The sequence below is a fragment of the [Clostridium] saccharolyticum WM1 genome (assembly GCF_000144625.1).
In the GTDB taxonomy this organism is placed as follows: Bacteria; Bacillota; Clostridia; order Lachnospirales; family Lachnospiraceae; genus Lacrimispora; species Lacrimispora saccharolytica.
Window position 1 is genome coordinate 1431101 of sequence record NC_014376.1, and the last position, 18586, is coordinate 1449686.

13 protein-coding genes and 1 tRNA gene are annotated in these 18586 nt (G+C 46.3%); 13 read left to right on the top strand and 1 reads right to left on the bottom strand.

What is annotated here, in order from left to right:
* Nucleotides 1-141: 141 nt before the first annotated feature.
* The 13 genes from CLOSA_RS06780 to CLOSA_RS06840 all read left to right on the top strand — a co-directional run bounded on the left by CLOSA_RS06780 (nt 142) and on the right by CLOSA_RS06840 (nt 18273).
* Nucleotides 142-2484 (top strand): dockerin type I domain-containing protein, encoded by a 2343-nt coding sequence (locus CLOSA_RS06780; RefSeq protein ID WP_013272027.1) that lies wholly within the window; start codon nt 142-144, stop codon nt 2482-2484.
* Between the two features lie 121 nt (nt 2485-2605).
* Nucleotides 2606-4468, top strand: coding sequence for a cadherin-like beta sandwich domain-containing protein (locus CLOSA_RS06785; protein WP_013272028.1), 1863 nt, complete (start codon nt 2606-2608; stop codon nt 4466-4468).
* Nucleotides 4469-4852: 384 nt separating this feature from the next.
* Nucleotides 4853-5239 carry a GntR family transcriptional regulator gene (locus tag CLOSA_RS06790; protein WP_041708964.1) on the top strand — a complete coding sequence of 129 codons (387 nt, stop codon included), beginning with the start codon at nt 4853-4855 and terminating at the stop codon, nt 5237-5239.
* A 22-nt stretch (nt 5240-5261) separates the two neighbouring features.
* Nucleotides 5262-5867, top strand: coding sequence for a UvrB/UvrC motif-containing protein (locus CLOSA_RS06795; protein WP_013272030.1), 606 nt, complete (start codon nt 5262-5264; stop codon nt 5865-5867).
* On the top strand, nt 5860-6891 hold the full coding sequence (locus tag CLOSA_RS06800; protein ID WP_013272031.1) for an ATP--guanido phosphotransferase: 1032 nt from the start codon (nt 5860-5862) through the stop codon (nt 6889-6891). Before CLOSA_RS06795 ends, CLOSA_RS06800 begins: the two co-directional genes overlap by 8 nt.
* A gap of 113 nt (nt 6892-7004) precedes the next feature.
* Nucleotides 7005-9455, top strand: coding sequence for an ATP-dependent Clp protease ATP-binding subunit (locus tag CLOSA_RS06805; protein ID WP_013272032.1), 2451 nt, complete (start codon nt 7005-7007; stop codon nt 9453-9455).
* 98 nt (nt 9456-9553) lie between these two features.
* On the top strand, nt 9554-9967 hold the full coding sequence (locus CLOSA_RS06810) for a hypothetical protein (RefSeq protein ID WP_013272033.1): 414 nt from the start codon (nt 9554-9556) through the stop codon (nt 9965-9967).
* 161 nt (nt 9968-10128) lie between these two features.
* Complete coding sequence (radA, locus tag CLOSA_RS06815) at nt 10129-11523, top strand: DNA repair protein RadA (protein ID WP_013272034.1); 1395 nt, start codon at nt 10129-10131, stop codon at nt 11521-11523.
* 302 nt (nt 11524-11825) lie between these two features.
* A complete protein-coding gene (locus tag CLOSA_RS06820; protein ID WP_013272035.1) occupies nt 11826-12431 on the top strand; it encodes a TetR/AcrR family transcriptional regulator in 606 nt (201 codons plus the stop codon).
* A 2-nt stretch (nt 12432-12433) separates the two neighbouring features.
* Nucleotides 12434-15007 carry a PEP/pyruvate-binding domain-containing protein gene (locus CLOSA_RS06825; protein WP_013272036.1) on the top strand — a complete coding sequence of 858 codons (2574 nt, stop codon included), beginning with the start codon at nt 12434-12436 and terminating at the stop codon, nt 15005-15007.
* Nucleotides 15008-15148: 141 nt separating this feature from the next.
* Nucleotides 15149-16054: a DUF2935 domain-containing protein gene (locus CLOSA_RS06830; protein WP_013272037.1), complete on the top strand. Its 906-nt coding sequence runs from the start codon at nt 15149-15151 to the stop codon at nt 16052-16054.
* Nucleotides 16055-16722: 668 nt separating this feature from the next.
* The gene (locus CLOSA_RS06835) at nt 16723-17769 is read left to right on the top strand and encodes a hypothetical protein (protein WP_013272038.1); all 1047 of its coding nucleotides are present in this window, start codon (nt 16723-16725) and stop codon (nt 17767-17769) included.
* A gap of 66 nt (nt 17770-17835) precedes the next feature.
* Complete coding sequence (locus tag CLOSA_RS06840; RefSeq protein ID WP_157669002.1) at nt 17836-18273, top strand: hypothetical protein; 438 nt, start codon at nt 17836-17838, stop codon at nt 18271-18273.
* 101 nt (nt 18274-18374) lie between these two features.
* Here CLOSA_RS06840 and CLOSA_RS06845 read toward each other — a convergent pair.
* Nucleotides 18375-18445, bottom strand: a tRNA-Trp gene (locus CLOSA_RS06845).
* Between the last annotated feature and the right edge of the window lie 141 nt (nt 18446-18586).

The following is an 18586-nucleotide window of genomic DNA, read 5'->3' on the forward strand; positions in this document are numbered from 1 at the left end:
TTTCTTACAAATATTTCCATTTGTCTGAACTTTAGCTGATTCGGTTGACACATGGTATCATTTGTCATTATAATAAATAAATGTATTATTTACATATAACTGGAAATTTAAAAATACAAGAGGACATATTGGGAGAAACACATGAAAAAGTATAGAAAAGCTCGTAAGATGGCCATTATCCTGGCCAGTGTCCTGGTGATGGACTCTTATACGGGAGTTATTTCGCCATACATAAATACCTATGCCTATACGGAAAAGGCAGCAACCGTAAATGCTACCTCGCTGAATGTAAGAAGCGGGCCTGGCACGACCTATTCTGTTGTTACAAAGCTGACGAATGGGGCATCTGTAACTGTGATTGATGAAAAAAATGCTTCGGATGGAGCGCTTTGGTATCAGATCCGTGTGTCCGGTTCAGGAGGCCAGAAGGTTACCGGATATGTTTCCAAAAGCTTTCTCCGGTTTCCGGCATCCTATACGAATGATGCGGATTTTGAGTCCCGGCTAACGGCAGAAGGCTTTCCTGAAAGCTATAAGGTGAGGCTGCGTGCCCTTCATGCCCAGTACCCCAAGTGGGTGTTCCGCGCCCAGCATACAAATCTTGACTGGAACACAGCCGTTAAGGAAGAAAGCCTGGCTGGAAAGACTCTGGTTCACACCAACAGTCTGTCTTCCTGGAAGTCTACCATAGACGGCGCTTACAACTGGGACACCAGCACATGGATCGGATATGACGGAAGCTCCTGGGTCACTGCTTCTGCAGATATTGTGAAATATTATATGGATCCCAGAAACTTTCTTGATGAAACCAATGTGTTCCAGTTTATGACCCATACATATGACAGCAGCAAACATACGGCAGATGGATTAAAGACCATGGTAAAGGGAACCTTTCTATCCGGCGAATCTTCCGGAGGAAGCGGCGGCAACGGCAGTACACCGGGAAATACAGACTCATCCGGAGGCGGCACCGTCATAGGGCCAGGGGCAGCCATAGGGCCGGGGGCATCCGTCAGCCCATCCACAGGGGCAGCCCAGGATTCCGGCTCAGGAAAGGCCAGCCTGGAGGGACCCCAGGCGTCCATAACGCCGAAAAACCTTCCGGTCCTTATGGAATACGGACCTGGAGCCAGCCTTTCGGGACCGTCCTCTTCCAATTCGTCAGGAACCGTTACAGGCAGCAGCGCCTATGTGAACATGATCATGAATGCGGCAGCCCAGTCAGGAGTAAATCCTTACGTCCTTGCGGCTATGATCATTCAGGAGCAGGGATCTTCAGGAGCAGGCAAAAGTATTTCAGGTAAAGAGCCTGGTTACGAAGGATATTATAATTTTTTTAATATAGAAGCGTATCAGTCCGGTTCCATGACTGCGGTGCAAAGAGGCTTATGGTGGGCATCTCAATCCGGCAATTATGAACGGCCCTGGAATTCACCTGAAAAATCAATTTTAGGCGGAGCTTTCTATTATGGTAATAACTATGTAAAAGTTGGGCAGGATACTTTTTATCTGAAGAAATTTAACGTACAGGGGTCTAATTTATATAAACACCAGTATATGACCAATGTGCAGGGAGCTGCATCAGAGGGGGCTGTTTATTCAAAAGCCTATAACAGTGACATGAAACAGACAGAGCTTGAATTTAAAATCCCTGTTTATAACAACATGCCTGATAATCCATGCAGCCAGCCAACAGGTGACGGCAACCCCAATAATAAACTGTCAGGCTTAAGCGTGGAGGGCTTTGCAATGACTCCTACCTTTAGCCGTGATACGCTGGAATACAACCTGATTGTGGATCCCGGTGTGTCAAGCATCAACCTGTATGCAACACCCCTCAGTTCTCTGGCCTCCGTCAACGGAACCGGGACGATCACACTTTCAAACGGCAATAATGATATAAAGGTGGCGGTTACCGCCCAAAACGGCAGCGTAAGGGAATATGTCCTCCATGTCGTGCGTCAGAGCAACGGCCCGACTTATTCCTCAGGAGTAGGAGCCAGTCCTGGGGGCAACGCCTCTTCCGGACAGGGCAGCAGCAGTTCGGGAGGCAACCCCTCTTCCGGGCCAGGCAGCAGCAGCGGACCGGGAGTATCCAAGCCTTCCGGCACTGACAATGCAGGCACACCGGGAGGAAGCAATGTAACCATAGCGCCTAATGGCTCCGCGAACATTTCCGTACAGACCTCTACGGGAGTTATTTCCCAGGGACCGGGCACAGACATCAAGGTGACGGAAGCAGCGTTAGGGAGTCCGCAGCAGACACAGGCTTCTGCTGCCGCAGGCCAGTCATCTGCCTATGCAAAAGGTGATATCAATGGGGATGGAAAAATAAACAGTCTGGATACCCTGAAGCTTCAGCGTTATCTTCTGGGTCTGGAAACCATTCCGGAGAAAGGCATGCTTTCAGCCGACTTTAATGGAGACGGCAAAGTGAATTCACAGGATCTTCTGCTTTTGCAGAAAAAAATCCTAGGACTTTAATTTGCGCGAGCAAGGAGTCCAATGACTGTGCCTGCATTTTCATTGGGCGAATCCCGCGGCAACTAAGGAAAACCCGCTAAGTGTGTCTTTTCTTAGTTGTCCAACTAAAATAGGAGATAATATGAATAGGAAACTAAAAAAACTGACGGCCGGTTTGATGCTGGCCTGTGTGATTGCCATAGCCGGCCCGGCCGGCCGGCTGGTATCCTGGGCTGCGGATGCCAAGATCGCATTTTCCGATCCATCGGTTATGGTGGGGAACGAAGTGACGGTAAGCATGAAAGTGACCAGTGACAGCCCGCTTGGCACAGCGGAAATCATGCTGGCTTACGATCCCAATGTTTTGGAGTTCGTCAGCGGAACCAATGCAAATGGCGGTGCAGGAGCGATTAAGGTCTTGGGAACCATGGATTCAGCCAATCAGAAAGCCTTTAGCTTTACCCTGAAATTTAAGGCTCTCCAGGCTGGTAATACTCAGATCAGCGTAACTTCCCAGGAAATTTATGATGTGGATTCCCAGGCTCTTTCTTTAAGCAAGCAGGGAAGCTCGTCGGTAAAGGTTACATCGCCAGCCACATATTCCAAGGATGCAACGCTGAAATCGTTAAAGATTTCTCCGGGAACCCTGACTCCAGGTTTTTCCCCTACGGTTGACAGCTATGGGGCTGAGGTTGACGCAAATACAACAGATCTGGTGGTAAATGCAGTGGCAGCCAATGCGGGAGCCCACGTAAGCCTTCAGGGCGAGAAGGGCTTAAAGGCCGGAACAAACCAGGTGGTTGTAAAGGTAACTGCTGAAGATGGGCAGACAATAAAGAATTATACCATTCAGGTAAAGAAAGCAGAGGGGGGAGAAACAGTCCCTGCCACGGGAGGCAGCACGGAACCGTCTGAAGCCGAATTCGGAGCTGCAACGGTGACCATGAACGGAACCGAATACAGCATTGCGACCTCCTTTGATGAAGCATCGCTTCCGGAGGGCTTTGAAGCCGGGACTTATTCCTATAAGGGAACAGAAGTCATGTCCGGAAAAGGACTGGAAAAAGACCTTCTACTGCTTTATTTAAAGGACTCAGGAGGAAACGGCGGGTTCTATATTTATAACGAAGGCTCAGATTCCTGGTCCCAGTTCGTACAGGTGGAAACTATTGCAAAGGCCATTGTGATTCTCCCTCTTGATGGAGATGCTGCATTACCGGATGGCTTCCGTGAACGCCAGGCCGATATAGATGGCGTACGTGTGACCGGCTGGGTGGAAAACTCAGAAGCTGAGCCTCAGTATTGTCTTTTCTATGCAATGAACTGGAATGGAGAAAAGCATTTCTACCGCTACGATCTTACGGAAAAGACCATTCAAAGATACTATGCTTCCGGAGTATCCAATGAGGAATATGTGAAAATGGTCAACACATACAACCAGCTAACCAAGGATTACCGCATCCAGTTCTATATTCTCATTGCAGTAAGTGTCATGGCTCTTGGCTTGCTGGTAGCTGTCATCATTCTTGTGAGAAAAGGAGGCAGATCCGATCCCGGCAGGTCCGGCAGGGACAGTATGGGAAAAGGGAAGACAGAGAAAGCAGCTGATGGCAGGATGTGGGCGGAAACTGAGGAAGAAATCCCTGCAAGCAAGATCAAAAGATACACCAGGGAAGAGTTTGACAGAGAGAATTCCAAGTCAGAAGGTTTCAGAGCCGATGGCCCTGCCTCCCCAATCAGCCCGGAATACCAGGAAGAATCCATGGACATGCCTGTTGATATGGCTGAAGGAGAACAGGAAAACCCGGAAGAGGATGATTTTATCCTGGAGTCCAGTCTGGAAGACCTGGAACGGAATCTGGCGCTATCTCAAGAAAGACATCCTGTTAGGACCAACGGAAAGAGCGGCCAAAGACCGTTGGGAAAGGAGCGGGGACGCTTTCAGGAAGTGGAGGAATCTGGGGAAGATGAGGACGACTTTGAGTTCTTGGATCTGGATGATTAAGAAAATGTAAATAACCGGATTCTATATGGTTGGATTATTTGAACGGAATTTTAAATAATTATCTCACAAATAACGGAAAAGAAAGTAACGAAAGCACCTGAATGAAGGTGCTTTCGTTATAAGTTTTTGTTAGTTGAAAGAGAGGCTTTCATGACAAAAGTGATGTTACGGTTTAATTGAAACGGAATACGGGATACCAGAATAGCTGTCTGGGTACTGAAAAAATAAATTGATATTTTTCAGAATTTAACCATATAATGTCCACCAGGACAGCACCCAGATAACATTAAAAAGGGGAATTATACCAAACCATATTTTATGTTGAAAAAAGCGGCGGTTTGTGCTATCATGTGTATAACAGATATAACGAAAGATGGTGAAAATATGTTCTTGCAAATTGATTTTAATAGTGATGAAGCGATTTATATTCAGCTTCGGAACCAGATCATCATAGGAATCGCCAGGTCAAATATAAGAGAAGGAGACCCCCTGCCTTCCGTACGCCAGATGGCCGACAACATAGGTATTAATATGCATACGGTAAATAAGGCGTATTCTGTGCTGAAACAGGAAGGGTTTGTCAAGCTGGACCGCCGCAAAGGGGCCGTTGTATCTCTGGACGTGGATAAAATCCAGGTCCTTGACGAAATGCGTAGAGATTTAGGCGTTGTGCTGGCCAGAGGAGTCTGTAAAAATGTGACGTGTGAAGAGGTTCACCAGTTGGTTGACGAAATTTTCCAGTCATTTTTAAAGAGTCAGATGGAAGAGTGATTCACTGGATTGGAGGTTCATTATGTTATGTGAAAAATGTAAGATTCGCGAAGCTAATATACAATATACAGAAGTTGTAAATGGAATAAAGAAGGAGCATCATTTTTGCGCCCAGTGTGCAAAAGAGATGGATTTTGGTGTGTATGCAGCTATTTTTGATGGGGAGTTTCCTTTAGGTAAGCTGCTTTCCGGTCTTTTGGGGATTGAGGATAAGGATCAGGGACCGGATAAACTCCATCAGATCACATGTCCTGCCTGCGGGACCAGCTATGAGGAGTTTGTCAGGGACAGCAGATTTGGCTGCGCCGACTGCTACGGTATTTTTGGCCCTCTCATGGAGGACAGTTTAAAGCAGCTTCATGGAAATCTGGTTCATACAGGAAAAACGCCGGTATATCAGAAGCCGGATTATATGCCTTTAAGTCTGGGAACCGGGGAAAACTCCAGTCAGGAGAAGGATGGCCCCGGCGGAATATCATCAAATCCCAATAACATAGGCGGACGTGAGGAAATCTTTCAGTGGGATGCCCGGCTGAAAGAAGCCTTACGTTTCGAGGATTATGAAACGGCAGCCGTATGCCGAGACAAGATCAGAGAGCTGAAGAAAGGATATGAGACAAATGCTTAGATGGTTTGAACAGAAGGATACTGGTCGGCCTGGAGTAATAAGCAGCCGGATCCGCCTGGTCAGAAACTGGCAGGATTACCGGTTTCCCGCAGCCCTGGATGATAAGGAAAGCGGGGAAATGGTCCGCAAGCTGGAATTTGGCTTAAAGGATTTGGGTAAGGATGAAGGCAGGATTTATGAATTTTCCATGCTTGGAGAGCTGGAAGAGCTGGACCGGGCGGCCCTTAGGGAGCGGCGTATTTTGAATTCAGCAGCCGTTTCCAATAAAAAACCTGCTGGCCTCCTGGTCTCCGAAAATGAAGACACCGGCATCGTGTTTAACTGCGATGACCACATCAGGATCCAGCTTCTCCAGATGGGGCTTCATCTGGAAGAGCTTTGGGAAAGAGCCAACAAGATCGATGATTACATCAACGAACGGTTTGCCTATGCCTTTGATGACCGTTATGGGTATCTTACCTCCTTCCCCACTAATGTGGGGACCGGCTTAAGGGCTTCGGTGGTGGTGCACCTCCCCATGCTTTCCCAGGGAAGGAAATTCCAGGGCCTTATCAGCGATATGGGCCGCTTCGGAGCATCTGTCCGTGGCGTTCATGGGGAAAGGGATGAGAATTTCGGTTCCCTTTATGAGATATCAAACCAGAAAACACTGGGACAGACAGAGCGGGAAATCATAGATACGGTTTCAAAAGCGGCCATACAGCTGACCAATCAGGAGCTTCAGGTGAGGAAGCTTTCTATGCAGAGGCACCGGGAAGAGAGAGAGGATGAAGTCTATAAATCCTACGGGGTATTAAAATATGCCAGAAGGCTGACTTCCAGGGATGCCATGATTTTCTTGTCACAGATCATGGCGGGGCTGGCAGACGGCCTGATTCATACAGAGGAGGACTTTTCCGTCTACCGTCTGATGCTTGGTATCCAGCCGGCGAATCTGCAGAAGATTTCCGACCGTCCCTTAAGCAAGGAGGAGCTGGATGGAGCCAGGGCGGAATTTATCCGGAGGGAATTGCCGGAACTATGAGAAATTGCCTTTCGAGTTTCTTATAGCGACCGCGACAGTGGCCGAAAGAGCATGCCTGCATGTTTTCCCGGTTCATTGCCCGCGTAAATGAAAATGACAGGAGGATTGCATTTATGATAGACAGATTTACGACAAAGGCCAGGACGGCCATTAATCTGGCCGTACAGGCGGCGGAGCGTCTCGGCCACGGATACGTGGGAACAGAACACCTGTTAATCGGGCTTTTAGAAGAGGGCGGCGGAGTTGCCGCCAGGGTTCTGGAAGAGAATGGAGTAAAGGAAGATAAAGTTTTAAACCTTATTAGCCAATTAATTGCCCCGGACCAGGCGCTTCGTTTAAAAGAGGATGGAGGATACACTCCCGGTGCAAGAAGGGTTTTGGAAAACAGTTACCGGGAAGCCGTACGGTTTAAGGCAAACTTAATCGGGACAGAGCATTTGCTTATATCCATTATCCGGGACAACGACTGTGTTGCCTCCAGGCTTTTAAATACCATAGGGATCAGCATCCAGAAGCTTTATATCGACGTGCTGTCAGCCATGGGCGAAGACGCTCCTGCAAATAAAGAGGAGCTGATGAAATCGCCAAAGGCAAAAGGAAGCACTCCAACCCTTGACAGCTACAGCAGGGATCTGACGGAGCTTGCGGCACAGGGGAAGCTTGACCCTGTTATTGGAAGGGAGTCTGAAATCAAACGCCTGATCCAGATCCTCAGCCGGAGAACCAAGAATAATCCATGCCTGATCGGAGAGCCTGGAGTGGGAAAGACAGCAGTTGTGGAGGGCCTGGCACAGATGATAGCTGGAGGAGATGTGCCTGAAACCATTGCCGGAAAAAGACTTCTGACCCTGGATTTATCCGGTATGGTTGCCGGTTCCAAATACAGGGGAGAATTTGAGGAAAGAATTAAAAAGGTGATCGCCGAAGTGATCGATGATGGGGAAGTGCTTCTTTTCATTGACGAGATTCATACGATTATCGGAGCGGGAGGAGCGGAAGGAGCCATTGACGCCTCCAACATTTTAAAGCCCTCCCTTGCAAGGGGAGAACTGCAGCTGATCGGTGCAACCACCATTGAAGAGTACCGGAAATACATTGAAAAGGATTCTGCTCTGGAAAGGCGTTTCCAGCCGGTTACCGTAGAGGAACCTTCCGAAGAGGCAGCCATCGGAATATTAAGAGGCCTTAAGGGACGGTATGAGGATCATCATAGGGTTACCATTACGGATGATGCATTACAAGCGGCGGTGAAGCTGTCTTCCCGGTATATCAATGACCGTTTTCTTCCGGATAAGGCCATTGATGTCATTGACGAGGCTTCATCCAAGGTGCGTCTGACCACATATGTAGAGCCGGCTGAGATTAAGGAGCTGGAAGCTGAGATCGAATTGCTGGAGGATCAAAAGGAAGCTGCCATTAAGGCGGAAGCCTATGAAAAAGCGGGAGCTATTAAGAAAAAGCAGGAAAAGAAACGGGAAAAGGTGGAAAAGATCCGGGAGCGGTGGCAGAAGGAAAAAACTTCAAAGAACCTCATTGTAGATGAGGGAGAGATCGCTGATGTAGTATCAAGCTGGACCAAGATCCCCGTAAGAAAGCTGGAAGAAGGGGAGAGCGAACGTCTCCGCAATCTTGAGACCATCCTTCATGAGCGGGTGATTGGACAGGAAGAAGCGGTCACCGCTGTGTCAAAGGCCATACGGCGGGGAAGAGTGGGCCTTAAGGACCCCAAGCGCCCCATTGGTTCCTTCCTGTTCTTAGGCCCTACCGGTGTGGGGAAAACTGAGCTTTCAAAGGCGCTTTCCGAGGCAATGTTTGGAACGGAACATGCTTTGATCCGTGTAGATATGTCGGAATATATGGAAAAGCACAGCGTTTCCAAGATGATAGGGTCCCCCCCCGGATATATAGGATATGACGAAGGCGGGCAGCTCAGCGAGAAGGTCCGCAGGAATCCATATTCCGTAATTTTGTTTGATGAGATTGAAAAAGCCCATCCCGATGTGTTCAATATCCTGCTTCAGGTGCTGGATGACGGTCATATCACCGATGCCCAGGGACGGAAAATTGATTTTAAAAACACCGTCATTATCATGACCTCCAATGCCGGAGCGGAAAACATCATATCTCCCAAGCGTCTGGGTTTTGGCGCAGTTGCGGATGAAAAGGCTGATTATAAGATTATGAAGGACCGGGTAATGGAGGAAGTAAAACGCCTGTTCAAGCCGGAATTCATTAACAGAATTGATGAGATCATCGTATTCCATCCGTTGAATAAGACCCACATGAAGGATATTGTGACGATTATGATGAAGGATATCATGAAACGGACCCGGGAACAGATGAGCATCACCCTGGAAATTGGAGAGGATGCCAAGGAATACCTGATTAACAAGGGCTACGATGAGAAATACGGCGCAAGGCCCTTAAGGCGTACCATTCAGAACTGCCTGGAGGATAAACTGGCGGAAGAGATCTTAAATGGAACGGTAAAAACAGGAGATGAAGTTGCTGTGACCGCAGGTGCGGAGGGATTAAAATTTTCTGTCAGGGAGCTGGTAAAATAGCTAGCCATTTTAAATCAATTCGTGTATAATAGCTACAAGCGAGTCATCTGTTCATCGCCAATAGGGATAAGTAAACAAAATACTAGGAGGGCAAACCAATGCCGGTAATTGAAGAATTAATCCGCACAGAGCAAGACGGGACCATCAGTTTTGGGAATCACAAATTAAAGACAAAGTCAAAGCTGCAGGATTTTGAGCACGATGGTGATTTATATAAAGTAAAAACCTTTTATGAGATAACCAAGCTGGAACGCAACGGTATGTTTGTATATGAATCCGTGCCGGGAACGACTGCCATGAATTTCACCGTATCAGATGATGGAGTGGAATTTTCCGTAGAAGGTGACAAGGATGCCCAACTGACGATTCAACTGGCAGAGGATACCGAATATGAGGTATACGTGGATCATGCTGCCGTAGGCGGCATGAGGACCAACATGAGCGGAAAGCTCTACGTCAGCGTGGAACTGAATGAAGGTACACCTGTAGCAGTCAGGATCAAACGCAGATAACAGGATAAGAAGCTGGGTCCGGCTCTTTTATGAAGAGCCGGACCCTGTTTTTTTCGCAGGCAACGAACCGGACACACATGCCTGGGGATTCATACGGGGAGTGCTTCGGCATCCAAATGAATCTCCCAAAGCGTGTTTGTTTTCAGTTAGGAGGAACTCTCATGGCAAAAGGAAAAACGACTGCATTCTTCTGTAAGGAATGCGGATATGAATCAGCAAAGTGGCTGGGGCAGTGCCCTGCCTGCAAGGAATGGAATACGTTTGTGGAAGAGCCTTCCGGAAAAAGGGAGTCCGGGCCCAAGCGGGGGATCGGAGGAAATGGGGAGAGGTCCGCAGGAATTCTCATGAATGCCAAGCCCTCCCGGCTGTCCGATATCCATTTAGACGAGCAGGACCGGATGAAAACCGGTTATGACGAGCTGGACCGGGTTCTGGGAGGCGGCGTCGTCAAAGGTTCCCTTGTACTGGTCGGCGGTGATCCCGGTATCGGTAAATCCACGCTGCTGCTGCAGGTTTGCCGCAATCTGGCGGCCGGCCGCAGAAAGGTACTTTACATATCCGGAGAGGAATCTTTAAAGCAGATTAAACTGCGGGCTAACCGGATCGGAGAAGTAAAGGGGGATTTATTATTTCTTTGTGAGACCAGCCTGGAGCTGATTGAAGGTGCCATTGTGGAGGAAAAGCCCGATGTGGTGATCATTGACTCCATTCAGACCATGTTCCGGGAAGAAATTTCTTCTGCTCCAGGAAGTGTGAGCCAGGTAAGGGAATCCACCAATATTCTGCTTCAGATTGCAAAAGGAGCAGGGATCGCCATCTTTATTGTGGGACATGTAACAAAAGAAGGTGTGGTAGCCGGACCCAGAGTCCTGGAGCATATGGTTGATACGGTTTTATATTTTGAGGGTGACAGAAGCGCTTCTTACAGGATCATACGGGGAGTAAAAAACCGTTTTGGTTCCACCAATGAGATCGGGGTTTTTGAAATGGTTGAAAGCGGGCTGTCGGAGGTGAAGAATCCATCGGAGTACATGCTCAGCGGAAGACCGGAGGATGCCTCCGGTGCGGTAGTTGCCTGTTCCATGGAGGGGACAAGGCCTATGCTTTTGGAGGTACAGGCTCTTGTTACTCCCACTGCCTTTGGTATGCCCAGACGTACTGCTGCCGGTACAGACTATAACCGGGTGAATTTGCTCATGGCTGTTTTAGAAAAACGCTGCCATTATGACTTGTCTCATTTTGATGCTTATGTAAATATTACAGGCGGACTGCGTATGAATGAACCGGCCCTGGATCTGGCCATTCTGATGGCAATCGTATCCAGCATGAAGGACAAGGCCGTTGACCCGAAAACCATTATTTTTGGGGAAGTAGGACTGGCAGGAGAGGTGCGGGCCGTGTCCATGGCGCAGCAGAGAGTGAATGAAGCGAAGAAGCTGGGCTTTCATACCTGCGTGATGCCGGAGATTTCCCTGGAAAAGATGGGAAAGGTGGAAGGAATGCGGCTGATTGGCGTGGGTAATGTGAGAGAGGCGATTGGGAAGGTTGTGGGATGAAGCAGGTGATCATAAGGATAAACTTGGAAATCCGCATAGAATAAGGTTTTTTTGTACAAGCAATCGAATGCTGCTACGAATGCCATAGATCAAAGGATAAATGCTTGATTAACCTCAAGGGTCTGATTGTAAAATCAGGCCCTATTTTCATGCCAAAACGAGATAAGGAGGAAAAGCGCATAGAAAAAAATGAGCCATGGCGAGATATAATAAAAAAAATTAACCTTTACAAGCGACCGGTGGTCGTTATATAATGAGGATACAAGAACCGACCATTGGTCGCTATAAGGAGGTATGGTCACATGCCAAAAGGAATTATGCTTACACCCGAACAGCAAGCAGCGCGCCGGGAAGAAATAGCCGGTGTTGCTTTGCGCCTCATAGCTGAAAATGGATTCCAAAAAACTTCAATGCGGGAAATCGCAGTTTTAACAAACATGGGAAAGTCCAGTCTGTATGATTTTTTCAAAACAAAAGACGAGATTGTTGTTTACGCAGTCGAAAAAAAAATAGAAGAAACCATTCATAAAGTTCATAGGATTATTGCTGATGAGTCCTCGCCGGAACAATGCCTTAGAAAAATCATGGATAACCATCTTAGAATACCGAAGCAGTATAGAACTGTGCTGATGTGGTTCCATACAGAATCTGACTACTTAGAAGAAGAATATCGAAAGCGGCTGAAAGCTGTGCGTTACGCATATCAGGATATTATAAAATCCGTGATTGAAAAAGGAATGGCCACAGGAATCTTTCGCAAAACCGATGCCGATCTTTTGACACGTTTGTTAATGAACTCCGTTTTAGCAATCGTCTACACATCCCGACCGTCAGCCAGTCCGGAAAAAATGCTGGATGAAACAATGAATATATTTCTACACGGAATTATGAATGATGGAGGTGAATGATTATGATTTATTATATCCTACCCCTGGCGCATAAACAGGCAACCCTTGAAATGGTCGGCGGGAAAGGCATGTCTTTATCAAAACTCTTGACGGCGGGCATCCCTGTGCCGGACGGTTTTCATATCACGACTGCCTCGTACCAGATTTTTGTTGAGAAGAACCATATTCAGCCTCACATGAATAAGCTTCTGGCTGGTATTGACTCCAACAATACCAGCCAGCTTGAAGAGGTATCTACGCAGATTGGGATGCTATTTCATGATGGAAAAATGCCGCAGGAAGTGTCGGCGGCAATTAAAACCGCTTATGCGGAATTAGGGAACATTGCGGTGGCTGTCCGTTCCTCCGCGACCGCCGAGGATTTGCCCGACGCTTCTTTTGCGGGGCAGCAGGAAACTTATCTTAACATACAAGGTGAGAATGAAGTCCTTGCTGCTGTAAAGCGGTGCTGGGCTTCCTTGTGGACAGCCCGCGCGATTGCTTACCGCATGAAGAATGATAAAAAGCAGGAGGTTGCTGCGATTGCCGTAGTCGTACAAAAGCTTGTGATTTCCGATGTGTCAGGCGTTATGTTTACGGGAAACCCAATCAATGGCAGACGCAGCGAAATGATTATTAACGCCGCATGGGGGCTTGGTGAAGCTGTGGTTTCCAGCTTAGTCACCCCCGATACAATCGTAGTGGATAAGAACGCAAAACGAATTGTATCGTATGAAGCGGCAAATAAAGAGATCATGACGGTTCGCACCTCAGACGGAACGGTAGAAATCCCGGTTCCTGAACGGTTGAGAAAGAAACATGCTCTTGCCCGCGATCAAGTCATGCGTCTGACACAGCTTGGAAGGATCATTGAGAAGTATTATCAAATACCGATGGATATAGAGTGGGTGCTGGAAAAAGATAAATTGTATATTGTTCAGGCTCGCCCCATTACGGTCCTGCCGCCGGAATGGGCGCTTCCGGAAAAGGATGTGATATACACAAAGGGCAGTCTGGCGGAACACTTGCCAAATCCTGTTACGCCCTTGTTCGCCACGCTTGGTCTTGAAATCGTTAACCGTGCATCGGAGCTTTTATGGGGAGATATGTTTGATAAAAGCGCAAAAAAGCTACTGCCGGAAAATGGGGCATACACGATTATTAATGGATATGTCTATCTTTCCGCAAAATCAAAGCCACTTCTGATTGCCGTTAAGTCCCTTTCGCCCCGCTCTTTGCGCCGGGCGCTCACGAACAGCGTCCCACGCTGGGAAGCGGCGCGAAAAGAATTTGAAGATGTGATGAAACAATGGGAAGAAAAGCCCCTGCATACACGGAACGCTCATCAAATAATGGAGGGGATTCAAACGGTATTTTATGCCGCATGTATTTATTTCACAAGGATTCAGCTGACATTGCCCGCTGCCTCTGTCAGCGAAATATTATTTACAAAATCATTTCAGGGAGCGGCCCGCCGTGCCGGTATGGCAGATACTTCCGTTTTCCTGCTTGGGTTTGATACCATTGCTCTGCAATCGGAAAAGAACTTATGGGACCTCTCGGAATGGTCAAAGCAAAATAACACCCTCAACCTTTATCTACAAAACAATCCGGCAACAAAGATAGCGGAAGATTTTAAGTCCTCAGTTACGCCTGCCGGAGTTTCCCAGGAAGCATGGACCGAATGGAAAAACCGAATCAATCAGTATTTCAAAGAGTTTGGCCGTACCGCTTATGAATTTGATTTTGCCTATTCCACACCGCAGGAAACGCTTACACCAACTATTGAATCCATAAAAACATTTGTGGAAGGAAAAGGGGAAAGTCCTTTTTTACGCCAAGCCACATTTGAAAAGCGCAGGAAACAGGCGGAAGAAAAGATTTTACAACATATAGGCGGCTCGCATAAAAAACTGTTTTTAAAGCTGCTCCATTGGGCGCAGGAAACCACCCCCATGCGTGAGAACGCTATTTATTTGATGGGAATGGGGCATCCGCTGATTCGCCGTATGTTTCAGGAAATTTCAGAACGCTTCATACGCGGCGGAGCAATTTCACATCTGGATGATATTTATTGGCTTACAAAATCGGAATTGGAAGCACTCATAGCACAATTGGATAAAAATATGCCTTTATCTGATATGAGTGGGTCGATACCTGCCCGAAAAGCGGAACTCAAAAAGTACCGGGGTTATTTGCCGCCCGCCAAACTGCCGGAGAAAAACGGAAAGACCATATCATACACACCGCAGAAGCGGAAAGATGGGAAAATCGTGCTGAAGGGCATTGGAACTAGTACCGGCGTTGTGACGGCTCCCGCCTGTGTACTGAACAGCCCGGCAGATTTTGAACGGTTCCGTCCGGGAAGTGTGTTGGTTGCCGTTACCACAACTCCCGCATGGACACCGTTGTTTGCCTTTGCAAGTGCGATTGTAACGGACATAGGCGGCCCTCTCAGCCACTCAAGCATTGTTGCCCGAGAATACGGCATCCCCGCCGTCATGGCCACACACACTGCCACACGGACCATTCAGAGCGGACAAATGATAACGGTAGACGGGTCGATGGGGACAGTGCAAGTTCTGCCTTTGATTTGAACCTTTGAAACTGGGAGACTTCTTCTGCATTTGCGTTACCCGTGATCCAACTTAATAAAATGATCGGATTTTCCTCCTTTCTGGTCAATAAGACAACGGCTCCGGCATATGATAGCGGTAGAACAATAAAGGAGATTTCCTATGATCACGGAACAGCAGTATGTAATTCTCTCACTTGAGCTAAATATGTTTTTTGGGCGTATTATGAAAGAGCATTCCTTATTTTTGGAGGCAGGCTTTACCACAGCCAATCCTGAGTTTTCCCAGGTTGCAGATCAATACAAGCAGCATTTCGAGACTATTTTATACCATGCGGTAGTGCTGGGGAATGGCATTATCACCCCTCTTGTGGCATCCTCTGGCGAAATCGTAACGGATTACACCCTGGGCAGCGAGCAAAAAACACAATACTTTACCGGTATAGCCATCAATCAGGAGATTACGAAGCTGGAAGAGGGACTTTACGGCGAGGCCAACCCCTTAATAACCCCTGAATTGGTACAGCAGGTAAGTCAGCTTAACGCTTTTGCCATGCCTATGCTGGAGGGACTCATTGACTTTAAAACAGGTATATTGAATGATGTATTGTCCTGCCGCATGTTCACGGCAAACTATCCGCTTCTCATCGACCATATCCTGCGTGAAGCCAAAATGTATCATAGCCATTTAGCTGCGCTGGAAAGCAGGAAGAATCCAGAGGAAAGCCTAAAAGAAACCGAGCTTTTTTGGGACCGGATTATGTTGGAGCATGCCTTGTTTATCCGGGGGTTGCTTGATCCAACCGAAAATGATCTCATCAATACGGCCAATGATTTCGCGGGAGAATACAATGATTTAATGCAAGCAGCCAGAACGGCTACAGATGTGACGATTCGCAGCGTAACGGACACAACCCTGAAAGAGACTATGAAGTACCGGGATTTCAAGGAAGCGGGCACAAAAGGGATTAATGAATGCAAAATACGGAGCATTATTTTGCCTCTTCTGGCGGATCATGTACTGCGTGAATCAAACCATTATATCCGGATGCTTCGGCAGTTGTCTTAATGGCAACACGAGAGCAGTCCATTTGATTGGATTTCTACAAAGATTTTAAAATAAATGCCTGTACTTGTAATATTTTAAATAGTAGCTATAATATAATAAAGAAAGGCAACCGCCACAGGGTGGTTGGCTAATTAGAAAAGCAAAAACCTTCCCAACCGGCCAAAGTACAGGGAAGGCTTTTTGCTTTTAGCGACATGTCATAAAGACGAATGTCAGCAATGCCAGAAGGAACATACCAAAAGACATTAAGTCCTTAAAGTCATAATTCTTCATGAGCAACACCTCCACTCTATGTAGAATCGAGGCCTACCACCCTATACACGATTGCCAGCAGATTGTACCTGCCAGTATAATTATATGTTCCAACTTAATAATATACCAATAAAAAATGAAAATATCTGAAAAATCCCTCTGGGACAAAGTCATTGTCTGAGAGGGATTCTTATCGAATGGCACGAACCCCATTTATGGTTTTGGAGTTAGAACTATACGAAGGATATATCACTGCATTCCTTATTTAAATGAATGAAACAATCATTTGATCCTGAAATTATGAGTTCTCTTTACATTTAAGTTGTATCAAATAAATGTAAGGAAAATGTAAAAAAAAAGAAACGAAACCTTGTTATAATATAAAAGTCAGAAAATAAATCATAGGAGGTGTACATTTGAGGAAATATATCATCATTTGGGGTACAGTTATTACAATCGCCGGATTAACCGCATGTGTCCAAAAACTTCCTAAGCCAGAAACGGTAAACACCGTATCCGAAGCCACAACTGCTACTCTGCCAGCGATCACTGAGTCAGATGCAACACCAGAGATTACATCACCAAAAAAATCAAACAAAGAATACTCATCAGAAAAAGGACTGCCCATGCTGTATATCAATGGTCAGCTCTATCGACTTCTAAGGAAACAGGGGGAACCAATGGGGGATTCTGACTGCGCAGATGGATATATATTATCCTCCGTAAATCCGGAAGAGGTACCGTCAGAACATGGGCAGTCCAATTTTGGCAGTGAAGGAAATCCATATTGTCTGGAAGAAGAACATGGAGAACTGGTTGCAATGGTGGCCGATGAATGGCTGAGGTTTACGGCTGTAAACTTAATTGCACAACCGGTAAATGAGGATCTCTTGACTTCTGATTTAGCACTCCTGGGAGCAGATGGAATTGAACTGAATTATGCTGACAGTGAAAGATTTGTCTTTCATAGTTATGCAGGCTTGTTTCAATATGAAAAAAGTAACGGTAACTGGGAATTGAAACAAAGCCTTGACTTAAAACCACTGGAAGCGAACGCAACTCAGGGAGACCCATATACTTACATCCGTGCAGACAGGGATACTGCTTTCATCTCGCCGAAATGCCATGCCCCGGATCATGAGATACCGGTCACTTTTCGGTATCTCTTCGCCGAAGGCAAACTGGAACTGGCGGGAAGATATCAGGATTATGCAGATTCTGTTTTGGTCTGGAGTTATTCAGAAGAAGCCATGTCCATCCGGCAAAAGATTTGTGATAAACTGGATCTGAATGGGCTGTGGATTTCCAATCTCTATCCCATTGCAGAAATGAACTCGAATGTATATGGTTTTATTGTGGTTGGGTCTGAGGGTCAAAAGTCGATCCGGTACGGTCTCTACTGGAGTGATTTGGATCAGATAGAATTGGAATCTGTCAAAGCGCAAAGGGAGCTTCATGAATGATAGAATTTGGCAGCGATGCATCAGTCAGATGATAAATAAAGTAAATGTTTTACTGCTGAACATAAAATGAACATAAATAGGAAACTTAAAGAGGTGAGGGGGAGTAAAAATAAATCATTTAAAAAAATATTGGTTGGACTTCTTATCTTTTTATTGATCTGTGCAATTTGTCTTGTTCTTGATCACAGGAAATCTATGAGGGAATTTCCAGTTCTGCAAGGAACTTACACATGTGAAAAACTTCCCTTTGCATCTATGGTATTTGACTTGGCCAATAACTATACATTTTATTACTATGATTTTGATGTAATAGAGAAAGGCACTTATTCAAAAGGAACGGATCATGAGCATTTTATCAATAGCTCAAAATTTCATAATACCAAAATACTATATGATGGAAAAAAGAAGACGTTTATAATGATGATAGAAGGAGAGACCTTCTTATTCAAGCAGTTGGACCGATTACCAATTATTAATGCTGAACCAGAAAAGATAGAAGAATAAAGCATCTTCCGTCAAGAAGATCATTCTCCATGCAGGGCTTTTAAAAAAGAAAAAGCCCAAAAATCCTATCTACAAATAAGGATTCTAAGGCATATTAGAAACAGGGGAAGAGGGGCTCGAACCCCCATTTACGGTTTTGGAGACCGTTGCTCTACCATTGAACTATTCCCCTACGGAACGGCGTCATGTTCTCGCCTGAGCACTTAGAGAGTATAGCATAGAAGCTTTTAAATTGCAACTGTTTTTGGTAAAAAATAAAAAATTTATTCTGCTGTTATTGGAAGCCTGTTTGTGGTAAAATAAAAGAAAAACG

Coding starts and splice junctions, on each gene's coding strand:
- CLOSA_RS06780 (WP_013272027.1), top strand. CDS start 142: ATGAAAAAGTATAGAAAAGCTCGTAAGATGGCCATTATCCTGGCCAGT.
- CLOSA_RS06785 (WP_013272028.1), top strand. CDS start 2,606: ATGAATAGGAAACTAAAAAAACTGACGGCCGGTTTGATGCTGGCCTGT.
- CLOSA_RS06790 (WP_041708964.1), top strand. CDS start 4,853: ATGTTCTTGCAAATTGATTTTAATAGTGATGAAGCGATTTATATTCAG.
- CLOSA_RS06795 (WP_013272030.1), top strand. CDS start 5,262: ATGTTATGTGAAAAATGTAAGATTCGCGAAGCTAATATACAATATACA.
- CLOSA_RS06800 (WP_013272031.1), top strand. CDS start 5,860: ATGCTTAGATGGTTTGAACAGAAGGATACTGGTCGGCCTGGAGTAATA.
- CLOSA_RS06805 (WP_013272032.1), top strand. CDS start 7,005: ATGATAGACAGATTTACGACAAAGGCCAGGACGGCCATTAATCTGGCC.
- CLOSA_RS06810 (WP_013272033.1), top strand. CDS start 9,554: ATGCCGGTAATTGAAGAATTAATCCGCACAGAGCAAGACGGGACCATC.
- radA (WP_013272034.1), top strand. CDS start 10,129: ATGGCAAAAGGAAAAACGACTGCATTCTTCTGTAAGGAATGCGGATAT.
- CLOSA_RS06820 (WP_013272035.1), top strand. CDS start 11,826: ATGCCAAAAGGAATTATGCTTACACCCGAACAGCAAGCAGCGCGCCGG.
- CLOSA_RS06825 (WP_013272036.1), top strand. CDS start 12,434: ATGATTTATTATATCCTACCCCTGGCGCATAAACAGGCAACCCTTGAA.
- CLOSA_RS06830 (WP_013272037.1), top strand. CDS start 15,149: ATGATCACGGAACAGCAGTATGTAATTCTCTCACTTGAGCTAAATATG.
- CLOSA_RS06840 (WP_157669002.1), top strand. CDS start 17,836: ATGAACATAAATAGGAAACTTAAAGAGGTGAGGGGGAGTAAAAATAAA.